Annotated in this window: 13 protein-coding genes; 8 read left to right on the top strand and 5 right to left on the bottom strand. The window is 58.3% G+C overall.

Annotation, left to right across the window (positions count from 1 at the left end; translation table 11 throughout):
* Window positions 1-2 precede the first annotated feature (2 nt).
* From ACIGDJ_RS11280 to ACIGDJ_RS11265, 4 genes are all read left to right on the top strand, one after another.
* Complete coding sequence (locus ACIGDJ_RS11280) at window positions 3-755, top strand: 5-oxoprolinase subunit PxpA (protein WP_397478401.1); 753 nt, start codon at window positions 3-5, stop codon at window positions 753-755.
* Window positions 752-1,456 carry an allophanate hydrolase subunit 1 gene (locus ACIGDJ_RS11275; protein ID WP_312996314.1) on the top strand — a complete coding sequence of 235 codons (705 nt, stop codon included), beginning with the start codon at window positions 752-754 and terminating at the stop codon, window positions 1,454-1,456. Before ACIGDJ_RS11280 ends, ACIGDJ_RS11275 begins: the two co-directional genes overlap by 4 nt.
* Window positions 1,453-2,370: a biotin-dependent carboxyltransferase family protein gene (locus tag ACIGDJ_RS11270; protein WP_312996317.1), complete on the top strand. Its 918-nt coding sequence runs from the start codon at window positions 1,453-1,455 to the stop codon at window positions 2,368-2,370. The genes ACIGDJ_RS11275 and ACIGDJ_RS11270 overlap by 4 nt, the downstream gene beginning before the upstream one ends.
* 118 nt (window positions 2,371-2,488) lie before the next feature.
* Window positions 2,489-3,031 (top strand): hypothetical protein, encoded by a 543-nt coding sequence (locus tag ACIGDJ_RS11265; RefSeq protein ID WP_312996320.1) that lies wholly within the window; start codon window positions 2,489-2,491, stop codon window positions 3,029-3,031.
* A 53-nt stretch (window positions 3,032-3,084) separates the two neighbouring features.
* Here ACIGDJ_RS11265 and ACIGDJ_RS11260 read toward each other — a convergent pair whose 3' ends face one another.
* The 3 genes from ACIGDJ_RS11260 to ACIGDJ_RS11250 all read right to left on the bottom strand — a co-directional run bounded on the left by ACIGDJ_RS11260 (window position 3,085) and on the right by ACIGDJ_RS11250 (window position 6,338).
* Complete coding sequence (locus ACIGDJ_RS11260; RefSeq protein ID WP_007956512.1) at window positions 3,085-4,263, bottom strand: VWA domain-containing protein; 1,179 nt, start codon at window positions 4,261-4,263, stop codon at window positions 3,085-3,087.
* 12 nt (window positions 4,264-4,275) lie between these two features.
* A complete protein-coding gene (locus tag ACIGDJ_RS11255) occupies window positions 4,276-5,121 on the bottom strand; it encodes a MoxR family ATPase (protein WP_076566454.1) in 846 nt (281 codons plus the stop codon).
* A gap of 140 nt (window positions 5,122-5,261) precedes the next feature.
* The gene (locus tag ACIGDJ_RS11250; RefSeq protein ID WP_397478400.1) at window positions 5,262-6,338 is read right to left on the bottom strand and encodes a DUF748 domain-containing protein; all 1,077 of its coding nucleotides are present in this window, start codon (window positions 6,336-6,338) and stop codon (window positions 5,262-5,264) included.
* 154 nt (window positions 6,339-6,492) lie between these two features.
* Between ACIGDJ_RS11250 and cysK the strand changes: the two genes are divergently transcribed.
* Together cysK and ACIGDJ_RS11240 are read left to right on the top strand one after the other, a co-directional pair.
* Window positions 6,493-7,467 (top strand): cysteine synthase A, encoded by a 975-nt coding sequence (gene cysK, locus ACIGDJ_RS11245; RefSeq protein ID WP_101158556.1) that lies wholly within the window; start codon window positions 6,493-6,495, stop codon window positions 7,465-7,467.
* A 183-nt stretch (window positions 7,468-7,650) separates the two neighbouring features.
* Window positions 7,651-8,589 carry an aspartyl/asparaginyl beta-hydroxylase domain-containing protein gene (locus ACIGDJ_RS11240; RefSeq protein ID WP_312996332.1) on the top strand — a complete coding sequence of 313 codons (939 nt, stop codon included), beginning with the start codon at window positions 7,651-7,653 and terminating at the stop codon, window positions 8,587-8,589.
* A 42-nt stretch (window positions 8,590-8,631) separates the two neighbouring features.
* On the opposite strand, the gene ACIGDJ_RS11235 is transcribed toward ACIGDJ_RS11240, so the two are convergent.
* Complete coding sequence (locus tag ACIGDJ_RS11235; RefSeq protein ID WP_101158558.1) at window positions 8,632-9,045, bottom strand: hypothetical protein; 414 nt, start codon at window positions 9,043-9,045, stop codon at window positions 8,632-8,634.
* 441 nt (window positions 9,046-9,486) lie between these two features.
* Here ACIGDJ_RS11235 and ACIGDJ_RS11230 point away from each other — a divergent pair, with 441 nt between their 5' ends.
* The gene (locus ACIGDJ_RS11230) at window positions 9,487-10,350 is read left to right on the top strand and encodes a DMT family transporter (protein ID WP_397478399.1); all 864 of its coding nucleotides are present in this window, start codon (window positions 9,487-9,489) and stop codon (window positions 10,348-10,350) included.
* Window positions 10,351-10,468: 118 nt separating this feature from the next.
* On the opposite strand, the gene ACIGDJ_RS11225 is transcribed toward ACIGDJ_RS11230, so the two are convergent.
* Window positions 10,469-11,377: a DMT family transporter gene (locus tag ACIGDJ_RS11225; protein WP_312996341.1), complete on the bottom strand. Its 909-nt coding sequence runs from the start codon at window positions 11,375-11,377 to the stop codon at window positions 10,469-10,471.
* A gap of 214 nt (window positions 11,378-11,591) precedes the next feature.
* Here ACIGDJ_RS11225 and aceK point away from each other — a divergent pair, with 214 nt between their 5' ends.
* On the top strand, window positions 11,592-13,313 hold the full coding sequence (aceK, locus tag ACIGDJ_RS11220) for a bifunctional isocitrate dehydrogenase kinase/phosphatase (RefSeq protein ID WP_397478398.1): 1,722 nt from the start codon (window positions 11,592-11,594) through the stop codon (window positions 13,311-13,313).
* The last annotated feature ends 189 nt before the right edge of the window (window positions 13,314-13,502 follow it).

The following is a 13,502-nucleotide window of genomic DNA, read 5'->3' as shown; positions in this document are numbered from 1 at the left end:
CCGTGAGCCGCCTGCTATTGAATTGCGACATTGGCGAGAGCTTCGGCAACTGGACCATGGGTCTGGATGCCGAGGTCATGCCCTTCATCGATTGCGCCAACATCGCCTGCGGTTTCCATGCCGGCGACCCGAGCATCATGCGCAAAACCGTGGCGCTGGCCCTCGAACAAGGCGTCCAGATTGGCGCGCACCCGGCCTATCAGGATCTGGTCGGATTCGGCCGACGCTCCATGGCCTGTTCTGCGCAAGAACTGCAAGACATCCTGCATTACCAGATCGGCGCCCTCGACGGCATCTGCAAGGTGCAGGGCGGGCGCGTGAGTTACGTCAAACCTCACGGCGCGATGTACAACGACATGATGGCCAACCCGTTGCAACTGCGTGCGGTGGTGCAGGCCGTGGCCGCCTATGATCGCGATCTGCCGCTGATGTTGATGGCAACCCGGGACAACGCGGCGGCGCAGCAAATCGGCGATGAATATGGCGTGACCCTGTGGTTCGAGGCTTTTGCCGATCGCGCCTACGACAGCGCCGGCCGGCTGGTTTCGCGGCAGTTGCCGGGCGCCGTGCATCACGATCCGCAGACAATCATTGAGCAAGCGTTGACCATCGCCCGTGGCGGCGAACTCATTGCCAGCGATGGCAGCGCCTTGATCCTGCGCGCCAACACCCTGTGCGTCCACGGCGACAACGCCAGTTCGGTAGCCGCCGTGCAGCGCATTCGCCAAGCCTTGCAGCAGTCGAGTGCGTCATGAATCCAAGGATTGAAGTGGTAGCCCTCGATTGCCTGATGCTGCGTCTGTTCGATGAAATCGCCGAAGCCAACATGCCGTGGATGCTCGCCGCCAGCGAGCGATTGCGCACGGCGTTTGGCGCACAGTTGATCGATCTGGTGCCGTCCTATACCACGCTCATGGTGCATTTCGATCTGACGCTTTCGAGTCCGGCTCAAGCGCGCCAAAGGATCGCCGACGCGCTGGTCGATCTGGCGCCGAGTGCGCGCAGTGCTGGGCAATGTCACGTCTTGCCGGTTTGGTACGACCTCAGCGTCGGCCCGGAGTTGAGCTTGTTGGCTGAACGCAGCGGGCTGCCGGTGGCGGAGGTGATTCGCCGCCACTGCGCACGTGAATATCAAGTGTTCGCCCTTGGTTTTGCGCCCGGTTTTGCTTTTATGGGCCTGGTCGAAGAGATTCTCGCCACGCCACGCCTGAACACGCCACGCAAGAAAGTCGCCGCCGGCAGCGTCGGTATCGCCGAGCGGCAGACCGCAGCTTATCCGGTCGTCTCACCCGGTGGCTGGAACCTGATCGGGCGCACCCCGGCAAAACTGTTCGATCGGCATCGCGACGGTTACAGCCTGATGCAGCCCGGCGACACAGTGCGCTTCGAAGCCGTGGATCACGCCGAATTCGTTCGTCTGGGCGGCGACGACACACCGTTGGAGGCGCTGGCATGAGCCGATTGACGATTACCGCGAGTACGGCGCTGTGCCTGTTGCAGGACGCCGGACGTTTTGGTGTACGCCATCTCGGCGTAACACAGGGCGGCGCGGCGGACTGGTGTTCGATGAGCTGGGCCAATTGGCTGCTTGGCAATGCGCTGAATGCGACGGTGGTTGAGATCACCCTCGGCGGGTTTGCCGTGGTGGCTGAGGAGGATTGCCTGCTGGCATTGGCCGGAGCGGATCTCGGCGCGCAGCTTGAGGGACTGCCGCTGGCGCCATGGCGCAGTTTCAAGTTGCACAAAGGACAGAAGCTGCAATTCACGCAACCCTTGCTCGGTGCCCGGGCTTATCTGGCAGCCCCCGGCGGTTTTGATGCACGCCAAGTGCTGGGCAGTAGCGCCACGGTGGTCCGCGAAGAACTGGGTGGACCTGATGGCATGGGCTTACCGCTGGCCAGGGGCGGGGCGCTGAGTTATAGCGGTGAATCGCGATTACTGCGTGAAGTGCCGTTGTCGCTGCGGCCGGATTTGCAATCGAAGGCACCGCTGGATCTGGTGCTTGGCGCTCAGATCGGCCAGTTCAGTGGCCAGAGTCTGTTTGATGCATTCAACACCGCCTGGTCGCTGGACAGTCGTGCCGACCGCATGGGCATTCGCTTGTTGGGCAATGCCTTGCACTATCAGGGGCAACCCATGATTTCCGAAGGCATTCCGCTGGGTGCGGTGCAGGTACCGCCGGACGGGCAGCCGATCGTGCTGCTCAATGATCGTCAGACCATTGGTGGTTATCCAAGGTTGGGGGCGCTGACGCCGTTGGCAATGGCGCGCCTGGCGCAACAGTTGCCGGGAGACAGGATTCGCTTCGCTCCGGTCATGCAGGACCGTGCATGGCAAGCTCATAACAACTATCTGAAGTCCTACTTGTGATCGTCCAAACTTCGGACTGAAAACCGAGACGATTCGTTGAGCCCGAGGACATTGCCCTACATTGGTTTTCGGCGATGTGTGAAATCATCGAACCTCATCTCTCACAAGGAAGTTTCAGATGCGTTATATGAAAGTCAGTGTTCAGGTTAGCGTTGAAGGCGCGGCCAAGGTCGAACGTCATATCGTCGAGTTCTATGAGTCCGGCGAAAGTGATGCGATTTATAAAGTCGAGGTGGATCGTTTTGGCAATCTGCAGAAGTTGAGCATCGACAAGCTCGGCTTCGAAGGATTCGCGCCCATGTTCGAACAATTCATATCCAGGGCGAGGCTGGATATGACACGCATGTTTGACCGGCATCACCATGGAAATCAGAACGGCAAATCCATGCTGCTGATTGCCGGGGACCACGCCGCAGCGGACGCTGCTACGGGTGTCCTGTTTCGCTTTTTTGCAGCAGATGGCGAACTCAAACACGAAGAGTTACTTACAGCTGCCACCGATCTGGAACGAAAAAAACGGCGAAAGCTGCAGGCCCAGAAGAGGATAGAAATGGCGCTGGTGGCGAAACGGCGAGGTGTGCAACCTCCGGTCATTTGCGAAACAGATGACCGCGAGTTCATGGACAGGCTTTGCAAGTCCTACATCAAACTAGGCTGGTAACGGCTGCTGGTTTTCTGCATCGTCCCCACGCAGAACGGGGGACGATCCGGTGTTTATTTGGATAAAAACCTCATGCCTTCTTCCAGCCCGCGCAACGTCAGCGGATACATCTGATCCTCAATCAGATCGCGGACAATATTCGTCGAGGACGTATAGCCCCAGGTATCTTTCGGATAGGGGTTGATCCAGATGAGTTTCTTGTACTTCTCCATGAAACGCTGCATCCAGACATAGCCCGGCTCTTCGTTCCAATGCTCGACACTGCCACCGGCCTGGGTGATTTCATAAGGCGCCATGGCGGCGTCGCCGATGAAGATCACCTTGTAGTCGGCGCCGTACTTGTGCAGCAGATCCTGCGTCGAGGTGCGCTCGGAAGTGCGGCGCATGTTGTTCTTCCACACTGACTCATAAATGAAGTTGTGGAAGTAGAAGTACTCCAGATGCTTGAACTCGGTCTTGCAGGCCGAGAACAATTCCTCGCAAATCTTCACGTGCGCGTCCATCGAACCGCCGATGTCGAACAGCAGCAACAGCTTGACGGTGTTGCGCCGTTCCGGACGCATCTGGATATTGAGCAGGCCGGCATCTTTGGCGGTGTGGTCGATCGTGCCGTCAATGTCGAGTTCTTCCGCCGCACCCTGGCGAGCGAACTTGCGCAAACGACGCAGGGCGACCTTGATGTTGCGCGTGCCCAGTTCCACCGAATCGTCGAGGTTCTTGTACTCGCGCTGATCCCAGACTTTCACCGCTTTGCCCTGGCGTTTGCCAGCATCGCCGACGCGAATGCCTTCGGGGTTGAAACCGCCCGAGCCAAACGGGCTGGTACCACCGGTGCCGATCCATTTATTGCCGCCGGCGTGACGTTCTTTCTGTTCTTCCAGACGCTTTTTGAACTCTTCGATGAGCTTGTCCAGCCCGCCAAGGGACTGGATCTGCGCGCGCTCTTCGTCGGTCAGCGAGCGCTCGAATTCCTTGCGCAGCCAATCCTCGGGAATCAGCGCCTGCAAGTGGTCGTCTAGTTTCTCCAGGCCATTGAAGTACGCGCCGAAGGCCCGGTCGAACTTGTCGAAATGGCGTTCGTCCTTGACCAGAATCGCCCGCGACAAGTAATAGAACTCGTCCATGTCGGCGAAGGTCACGCGCTGTTTCAGCGCGTTGATCAAGTCGAGCAGCTCGCGCACCGACACCGGCACCTTGGCTGCGCGCATTTCGTTGAACAGGTTGAGCAACATGGCAGCAGCCTCTTAGCGGGTGCCGCGCCGGCTCATGAACGCCAGGCGCTCAAGTAGCTGCACGTCCTGTTCGTTCTTTACCAGGGCGCCTGCCAGCGGCGGGATGGCTTTGGTCGGATCGCGCTCGCGCAGCACCGCTTCGCCGATATTGTCGGCCATCAGCAGCTTCAGCCAGTCAACCAGTTCCGACGTCGAAGGCTTTTTCTTCAGGCCCGGTACCTTGCGCACGTCGAAGAATACGTCGAGCGCTTCGCTGACCAGGTCTTTCTTGATGTCCGGGTAGTGGACATCGACGATCTTTTGCAAGGTGCTGCGATCAGGGAAGGCGATGTAGTGGAAGAAGCAGCGGCGCAGGAACGCGTCCGGCAGCTCTTTCTCGTTATTGGAAGTAATGATGATGATCGGGCGTTTCTTCGCCTTGATGGTTTCGTCGATCTCGTAAACGTAGAACTCCATCTTGTCGAGTTCTTGCAGCAAGTCATTCGGGAACTCGATGTCGGCCTTGTCGATTTCATCGATCAGCAGAATCACTCGCTCCTCGGACTCGAAGGCTTCCCAGAGCTTGCCTTTCTTCAGGTAATTGCGCACGTCGTGGACTTTTTCATTGCCCAGTTGCGAATCACGCAGGCGACTGACCGCATCGTATTCATACAGACCCTGATGGGCCTTGGTGGTCGACTTGATGTGCCAGGTGATCAGCTTGGCGCCGAACGACTCGGCCAGTTGCTCGGCGAGCATGGTCTTGCCGGTGCCCGGTTCGCCCTTGACCAGCAGCGGCCGCTCCAGGGTGATGGCGGCGTTGACCGCCAGCTTCAGGTCATCGGTGGCGACATAGGCCTGGGTGCCTTCGAACTTCATCTGCAAATCCTCGAACGGTAACGCTGACCTTACGGACAGGACGGGGCGAAATAATCGGATGGCCGACTATAACGCGCACGTCGGTCGACTGTGAACGCAGACGGCTTATTCAGTCTCTGAATGGAGCGTCACATGTTGACTCAGCCCTCATCCGGCTTCGGCCGTTCATACCGGGCATTGAAGGCCTGGATGAATCCATTACGCAAAATCTGCAAAAACGCTTCGAACGCGTTGACATCCTGTTGGTGAACATTGCCGCTGAGTTCGACGCGGGTGGCGAACTGGTTTTTGTTCTGGTTCTTCAGCACGGTCTCGGTGCCGCCGACCAGTGCTTCCCAGATCGAGCGGAACAGGCCTTTGTTTTTGTTCTCGACGTCTTGCTGCCAGTTGAAGACATCGACATCGCGCAGCAGGGGCTTGATGTAACCGTTGAGCCGGGCCTTCTCTGCCTTCGCTTCGATGACCACATCGCCGTGACCGGCGTTGAAGTCGAATTTGCCATAAGCCGACGCGAAGTCGTTCATGCGTTTGAGCTCGATGTCGCGGGCACGCAGGCGAAATTCGAAATCTTCGAAATCGCTCAGCGGATCGAACGTAGCAGTCACTTCGACAGGGGCATGACCCAACAGCAAAGCCTTGCCTTCAAAAAGGGCGTCGCGTTTGCCTTCCTTGTCGACGACGTTGGTCAGGTTGTAGATGCTCGCATTGACCTTGCTTGCATTCATGTTTACCGGCGGCTTGGAGTTGAAGTTGCGGAAGGTAATGCGGCCATCGTTGATCTGCACTTCATCGAGGGTGATCGGCAGCAGTTTGCCCAGTTGCTCCCGCCAATCGGTGCCTTGACCAGTCTGGGAGTTCTGTTTGTTGGCGCCGCCATCGACAAAGTTGATTTCAGGATTGAGAAATTGCACCTGCGCGACCACGGCATGGTCGTACCACAGCGAATGCCAGCTCACTGACAGATCGATCAACGGTGCATCGACGAACGGCACCGGTACCTTGCCGTCGACCTTGACGATTTTCAGGCCGTTGATTTTGTACGCGCCGCGCCACAGCGCAAGGTCGACGTCGGTAATCTGTCCACGGTAATCGCCCATGTCGGCGAGCTTGTCATTGAGGTAGTCGCGCACCAGATAGGGCAGGGCGAAATGCAGGGCGACCAGCAGCACCACGACACCCGCCAGGGTCCAGAGCGGCCAGCTGTAACGACGCTTCATGAGAGTGTTTCCTTGAACAGTGTTCCCTGATGAGGGTTGCATGGGTTCAATCCGATTGACTGCGCGCGTTTGCAGACGTTCGACCCGACTGGACTGTGATCGGCAACAGGCTTACCTTGAAAGGCTGAATTCAACGCTGCATAAGGACCCAGCCATGAGCCGTATTTACGCTGACAACGCCCATTCCATCGGCAATACGCCGCTGGTCCAGATCAACCGCATTGCGCCGCGCGGGGTCACCATCCTGGCCAAGATCGAGGGGCGCAATCCCGGTTACTCGGTCAAATGCCGAATCGGCGCCAACATGATCTGGGACGCCGAAAGCAGCGGTAAACTCAAGCCGGGCATGACCATCGTCGAGCCCACCTCCGGTAATACCGGCATCGGTCTGGCCTTCGTCGCCGCTGCGCGTGGCTATAAATTGATGCTGACCATGCCGGCGTCGATGAGCATCGAGCGGCGCAAGGTCCTGAAAGCCCTGGGTGCGGAGCTGGTGTTGACCGAGCCGGCCAAAGGCATGAAGGGCGCCATCGAGAAAGCTGCGGAAATCGTCGCCAGCGATGCCGACAAATATTTCATGCCGGCGCAATTTGATAACCCCGCCAATCCGGCGATTCACGAAAAGACCACCGGCCCGGAAATCTGGAACGACACCGACGGCGCCGTCGATGTGCTGGTGGCTGGCGTCGGTACGGGCGGAACCATTACCGGTGTTTCGCGGTATATCAAGAACACCGCCGGTAAACCGATTCTGTCGGTGGCCGTGGAGCCGGCGTCTTCGCCGGTGATTACGCAAGCGTTGGCCGGTGCCGAGATCAAGCCTAGCCCGCACAAGATTCAGGGCATCGGCGCCGGTTTTGTGCCCAACAACCTTGATCTGTCGATGGTCGATCGCGTTGAGCAGGTAACCGACGAAGAATCCAAAGCCATGGCTTTGCGCCTGATGCAGGAAGAAGGGATTTTGTGCGGTATTTCCTGCGGTGCCGCGATGGCAGTGGCTGTGCGGCTGGCGGAGACGCCGGAAATGCAGGGCAAAACCATCGTCGTGGTGCTGCCGGATTCGGGTGAACGTTATCTGTCGAGCATGTTGTTCAGTGACCTGTTCACCGAGCAGGAGAACCAGCAGTAACCCGGTTGATTCAGGTCAGCCAGGGTTCAGGTGCTGCATGTTAATAAAGGCTTTGTTGCGTAATGCTTAACACTGAATCTTGTGTCGGGCGGTTTTTCCGCAGGCCGGTAGTGTTTATCATGGCCGGCTGCCATGCCGGGTAAAGGGCATTGCGCAGCGTTGTCTTTATTCAAGGAGTTGTTGATGACCGTTTCGTTTGCCGCCAAGGCGTTTGTGCTGTTGCTCTTTCTGGGCAGCACGCTCTATGTGCATTTGCGCGGCAAGGCGCGTTTGCCGGTATTGCGTCAGTTCGTCAACCACTCGGCGCTGTTCGCTCCGTATAACGCCTTGATGTATTTGTTTTCCGGCGTGCCGTCCAGACCCTATCTGGATCGCAGCAAGTTTCCGGAACTGGATGTACTGCGCGACAACTGGGAAACCATTCGCGACGAAGCGATGCACCTGTTTGACGAAGGCTACATTCGCGCCGCCGAGAAGAATAACGATGCCGGTTTCGGCTCGTTTTTCAAGAAAGGCTGGAAGCGTTTCTATCTCAAGTGGTACGACAAACCGCTGCCATCGGCTGAAGCCCTTTGCCCGAAAACCGTAGCGCTGGTCAGTGCCATTCCCAACGTCAAGGGCGCAATGTTTGCGCTGTTGCCGGGCGGTAGTCATCTCAATCCGCACCGCGACCCGTTCGCCGGGTCGCTGCGTTATCACCTCGGCCTGTCGACGCCCAATTCCGACGATTGCCGGATTTTTGTCGATGGTCAGGTCTACGCCTGGCGCGACGGCGATGACGTGATGTTCGACGAGACCTACGTGCACTGGGTCAAGAATGAAACCGATCAGACTCGCGTGATTTTGTTCTGCGACATCGAGCGTCCGCTGAGCAACCGCCTGATGACCCGCATCAACCGCTTCATCAGCGGCTGGCTTGGCCGCGCCACCGCACCGCAGAACCTTGATGATGAACGCGTCGGTGGGATCAACCAGGCTTACGCCTGGAGCAAGAGCTTCAGTGACCGTTTCAGCGGCGCGGTCAAACAGTGGAAACGTCGCCATCCCAAGGCCTACCGCGTCATGCGCCCGGTGCTGGCAGTGGTTGTGCTGACGTTGCTGGGGTATTGGTTATTTGGGTGAGACTCGATCAGACAATAACCGCTCTTTGAGAGCGGTTTTTTATTAGCGGAAGGAAGATGACGATCCGGCTAATACGCCGCTTGGACGGTATAGAGGTATAGCTCCCGAAAGAGGCTCCTGAATTTCGATTTGCTGGCTGCCGAATCGGCTTTGATTCGGATTGGCGAAACAAAGTCCGCACAGTTCACGATCAAACCAGATTGCCAAATCGAAGCTCATTGGTTCTTTGGCTTTCCATCGGACAATTTCCTCCCGGCAGAAATGCGGATCGAGCCATTGCTCATAAGCTTTCATCGCGGACGCATCAATAGCTTCGAAGCGAACCTTGGAATAATCAACGTCAACAATTGCGCGCGCCTCGAGTTCGCTGTGTCGTTTCGCAAATGTAACTGCGGCCCGCTTCCTCGCCTCCGACCGATAAACCTGATCCCGCAAATACGTCCGTTCCCTTGGCATATGATCTCTTGCATTCCCTGTCTCCTGACAATCCGTTGCCACCGCCAATTACCCTGATCACCCGGCACCGCGCTATCGCTGGCGGCCCTTTGCCCAAGTCATTGCAATCTGTGTCACGCGCTGGTTATAGTCGGCGCTCGTGAATCAGGCGATTCACGTTCCTCCTAACGAGATCCGCATCAATGCCTGCATCCCTCATCAACGCGGTAGTCGATTCAGCGGTCAACGCTGGCGTCGTGCCGTGCGGGAATCAGCAGCCGGTGCAGATCAGTCATTACCCTCCACCTGTCAGTAGCACGCCGGTGTGCGCAGTCGTATCGCCGCCGGGCGTTGGCGTCCGGGGCTGAACGGCAGTTTCTGCTGACCCTGCGCCCGCCAGAAAAACCTACTGGATTTCAGCTTCGGCTGAGTTGGCTTCTTGCCTGACTACAGGTGGTATTCATGTTTGTCCTTTCGAAACAATCCGCGCTCGCGGCGACGTCCACGAGCCTGTTCGTTCTGCTGTGGAGCAGTGGGGCGATTTTCTCCAAATGGGGCCTGGCCCATGCTTCGCCCTTTGCCTTTTTGCTGATTCGCTTCGCCATCGCCCTGTGTGGGCTGGTGTTGCTGGCGCCGCTGCTGAAATTGAAGCTGCCCAAGGGTGGCAATCCGATGCTGTTCGCGATCGCCACCGGTGTGGTGCTGTTGGGCGCCTATCAGATTTTTTATCTGTTGGCGCTGGACTGCAAAGTCACACCGGGCGTGATGGCGACGATCATGGGCGTTCAGCCGATACTCACCGTGGTCTTGATGGAGCGCCAGCGCTCGGCGAGCCGTATATTCGGTCTGGCGCTGGGGCTGGCCGGGCTGATCATGGTGGTTTATCAGGGCATCGGTCTGGCCGGTATGTCCTGGACCGGCATGCTGTTCGGTTTGCTGGCGCTGGCGAGCATGACGCTCGGTTCGATCATGCAAAAACGCATCACCGACAACCCGCTCGGCACGCTGCCGGTGCAGTACCTGGCCGGCCTGTTGCTGTGTGCGATGTTCGTACCGTTCCAGCCGTTTCACTTCGAGCACAGCGCAGGTTTCATTGTCCCGGTGTTATGGATGGGCCTGGTGGTCTCGGTGCTGGCGACACTGTTGCTGTATCGGCTGATCGCGCGGGGCAATCTGGTGAATGTCACAAGCCTGTTCTATCTGGTGCCAGCGGTGACGGCGGTGATGGATTACCTGATTTTTGGTAATCGGCTCGCGGCGTTGAGTGTGTTGGGAATGCTGCTGATCATTGTTGGATTGGTGTTTGTGTTCCGTAAGACCGGATAACAGAAAGACAAGCGGTGACTCTTGCGTCGCCATCGCGAGCAGGCTCATGCCTACAACCGGAATGCGTTCCCCTGTAGGCATGAGCCTGCCGCGATGGCGATTTTGCCAACAAAGCGGATTACCGATTTACCATCTCGGCAGGCTTCACCACCGCCGGCTTCAACACCAGCCACAACGCTGCCGCAATCAGCACCCCGCCATAAATGTGCGCCATCGACAACGGCTCATCCAGCAACAGCGCGCCCCATAACACGCCGAACGGCGGAATCATGAAGGTGACGGTCATCGATTTCACCGGACCGATCGAGCTGAGCAGGCGGAAATAAATGATGTAGGCAAACGCCGTGCAGCCCAGACCCAGACCGAGCAGCGACAGCCAGACCTGCCAGCCGCCCCAACTGGCCGGCGGCGCAGTGATCACGCTGAAGGCGAACAGCGGCAGCAAAAACAAGGTGGCCCCGAGCATGCTGCCCAGTGCCGATAAACGGCTGTCCAGCCCACCGGCCTGATCCAGCCAACGCCGTGCGAGAAATCCGGCGAAGCCATAACACGTCGTCGCCAGCAGGCAGGCGACCGCGCCCATCAGCAATTGCAGGTCGAATGCTACGGGACCGGCGCGCGTGAGCACGCCGACGCCGAACAGGCCGAGAAATACGCCGCCGAGCTTCGCGACTGTGAGCTTTTCGCTGAAGAACAACCCGCCAATCAGCACGCCCATCAGCGGCGTGGTGGCGTTGAAAATCGCTGAATACCCAGCCGGCAGCACTTGTGCGGCCACCGAATACAGCGTCGCCGGAATCCCCGAGTTGATCACGCCCAGCAACATCACGGTTTTCAGCTTGCCCTTGAAATCCCAGCTGATGCGCATCAGCCCAAGGATCACCAGCAGTCCGGCCGCCGCGATGGACACGCGAAAAAAACCGGTCGGGATCGTGCCGATCACTGGGGCAATGATGCGCATGAACAGAAAACTCGCGCCCCAGATAGCGGCCAGCGACAACATACGGAAAATATCGACAGGGCTCACGGCGGGCTCCTTCCTTGATCGGGACGAGAGTGTTGCCGAGCGTCCGGATCATGGCAACCGCTAATCAGGCATTTAATTCTGCCTGCCGGGGTGTCGGCACGAGAAAGCGCGTCAACGGTCAGCCCTGTATCGGTTTTGGCAGAAATTGCGCTTTTCCTGCGAGTGGTTCAGTGACTAAGCTCAGACGAACCGAATTCCCGCCGAGGTTTCACCTATGTCGCAGCAATGGCCAGCCACCGAGATCGCCCGGATGATCCTCGCCGGCTTCGACGATTACCGCGAGCATTTCCGCCGCATCACCGATGGCGCGCGGGAGCGCTTCGAACAGGCGCGCTGGCAGGAGGCGCAGGCCGCGTCAGCGGCGCGGATCAGTCTGTATGAAGAAAAGGTCGGCGAAACCGTCGCTCGCCTGCGCGAGTATTTCGACGAAGAAACCCTAATGAACGTCAGTTGCTGGCCCCTGGTGAAAAGCGCCTACATCAGTGTGATTGACCTGCGCTTTGACGATGAGCTGTCCGAAACCTGGTACAACTCGATTTTCTGCGGGCTGTTCAGCCACGACCTGATCAGCGACGGCTGCATGTTCATCCACACCACGCGCCCGAGCCTGCGCCGTGCACGCGCCGCGCAGACCCGCACCTACAAGCCGCAGGGCCAGTTGTCGGCCATGCTCGCGAGCATGTTTGTCGACTACCGCTTCAGCGAGAATTACGCCGATTTGCCTGCCGACTTGTTGCGGCTCGAAGCGCAATTGCGCGAAAACCTGCCGGACTGGGTCTGCAAGGACCCGGAACTGAGCGTCGAGCTGTTTTCCTCGGTGCTCTACCGCAACAAGGGCGCGTATCTGGTCGGGCGCATCTACACCCGTGATGAGCAATGGCCGCTGGTGATTCCGCTGTTGCACCGCGAAGGTCGGGGCATTCAGATCGATGCGTTGATTACCGACGAAGCCGATGTGTCGATCATCTTCTCTTTCACCCGTTCGTATTTCATGGTCGACGTGCCGGTGCCGGCCGAATTTATTGGCTTCCTGCGGCGGATTCTGCCGGGCAAGCACATCGCCGAGCTGTACACCTCGATCGGTTTTTACAAACACGGCAAATCCGAATTTTACCGTGCCCTGATCAATCATCTGGCCAACACCGACGATCAGTTCATCATGGCGCCGGGCGTGCGCGGCATGGTCATGAGCGTGTTTACCCTGCCGGGTTTCAACACGGTGTTCAAAATCATCAAGGACCGTTTCTCACCGTCGAAAAACGTCGACCGCGCCACGGTGATCGAAAAATATCGCCTGGTGAAGAGCGTCGACCGGGTCGGGCGCATGGCCGATACCCAGGAGTTTGCCGATTTCCGTTTTCCACTGAGCAAGTTCGATCCGGCGTGTCTGGAGGAATTGCTTGAGGTGGCGCCGTCCACGGTCTCGGTCGAAGGCGAAACCGTGCTGATCCGTCACTGCTGGACCGAGCGCCGGATGACCCCCCTCAACCTGTATCTGGAAAACGCCAACGACGCGCAGGTGCGCGAAGCGCTGGAGGATTATGGTCTGGCGATCAAGCAGCTGGCAGCGGCGAATATTTTTCCCGGCGACATGCTGCTGAAAAACTTCGGCGTCACCCGTCACGGGCGGGTGGTGTTTTACGATTACGACGAGATCTGCTTCCTGACCGAAGCCAACTTCCGCCACATCCCCGCGCCGCGCACGCCGGAAGATGAAATGGCGTCCGAGCCGTGGTACTCGATCGGGCCGCTGGATGTGTTTCCCGAAGAGTTTCCGCCGTTTCTGTTCGCCGATGCGGGGCAGCGCAAATTGTTTGATCAGCTGCATGGCGAGTTGTATGACGCCGATTACTGGAAGGGTTTGCAGGAAGCGATTCGGGCCGGGAAGGTCATCGACGTCTTTCCATACCGGCGCAAGGGCCGCGATAGTGAGTAACGCTTGGTCGGTCACCTGATCGTTCCCATGCTCTGCGTGGGAATGCCTCATCGGACGCTCCGCGTCCGCTTCTGGGACGCGGAGCGTCCCCGGCTGCATTCCCACGCGGAGCGTGGGAACGATCACTAAGGGCCGCGATAACGAGTAACAACCCATTGTAGGAGCTGCCGAAGGCTGCGATCTTTTGAT

This window comes from Pseudomonas sp. NPDC079367 (genome assembly GCF_044542195.1).
Taxonomy (GTDB): domain Bacteria; phylum Pseudomonadota; class Gammaproteobacteria; order Pseudomonadales; family Pseudomonadaceae; genus Aquipseudomonas.
This window is presented reverse-complemented; position numbering and strand designations above follow the sequence as displayed.

Bases quoted from the DNA above. Each gene is read 5' to 3' on its own strand.
- aceK (WP_397478398.1), top strand. From the start codon at position 11,592: ATGTCGCAGCAATGGCCAGCCACCGAGATCGCCCGGATGATCCTCGCC.
- ACIGDJ_RS11230 (WP_397478399.1), top strand. From the start codon at position 9,487: ATGTTTGTCCTTTCGAAACAATCCGCGCTCGCGGCGACGTCCACGAGC.
- ACIGDJ_RS11255 (WP_076566454.1), bottom strand. From the start codon at position 5,121: ATGAAGTTCGAAGGCACCCAGGCCTATGTCGCCACCGATGACCTGAAG.
- ACIGDJ_RS11250 (WP_397478400.1), bottom strand. From the start codon at position 6,338: ATGAAGCGTCGTTACAGCTGGCCGCTCTGGACCCTGGCGGGTGTCGTG.
- ACIGDJ_RS11240 (WP_312996332.1), top strand. From the start codon at position 7,651: ATGACCGTTTCGTTTGCCGCCAAGGCGTTTGTGCTGTTGCTCTTTCTG.
- ACIGDJ_RS11275 (WP_312996314.1), top strand. From the start codon at position 752: ATGAATCCAAGGATTGAAGTGGTAGCCCTCGATTGCCTGATGCTGCGT.
- ACIGDJ_RS11235 (WP_101158558.1), bottom strand. From the start codon at position 9,045: ATGCCAAGGGAACGGACGTATTTGCGGGATCAGGTTTATCGGTCGGAG.
- cysK (WP_101158556.1), top strand. From the start codon at position 6,493: ATGAGCCGTATTTACGCTGACAACGCCCATTCCATCGGCAATACGCCG.
- ACIGDJ_RS11265 (WP_312996320.1), top strand. From the start codon at position 2,489: ATGCGTTATATGAAAGTCAGTGTTCAGGTTAGCGTTGAAGGCGCGGCC.
- ACIGDJ_RS11270 (WP_312996317.1), top strand. From the start codon at position 1,453: ATGAGCCGATTGACGATTACCGCGAGTACGGCGCTGTGCCTGTTGCAG.
- ACIGDJ_RS11260 (WP_007956512.1), bottom strand. From the start codon at position 4,263: ATGTTGCTCAACCTGTTCAACGAAATGCGCGCAGCCAAGGTGCCGGTG.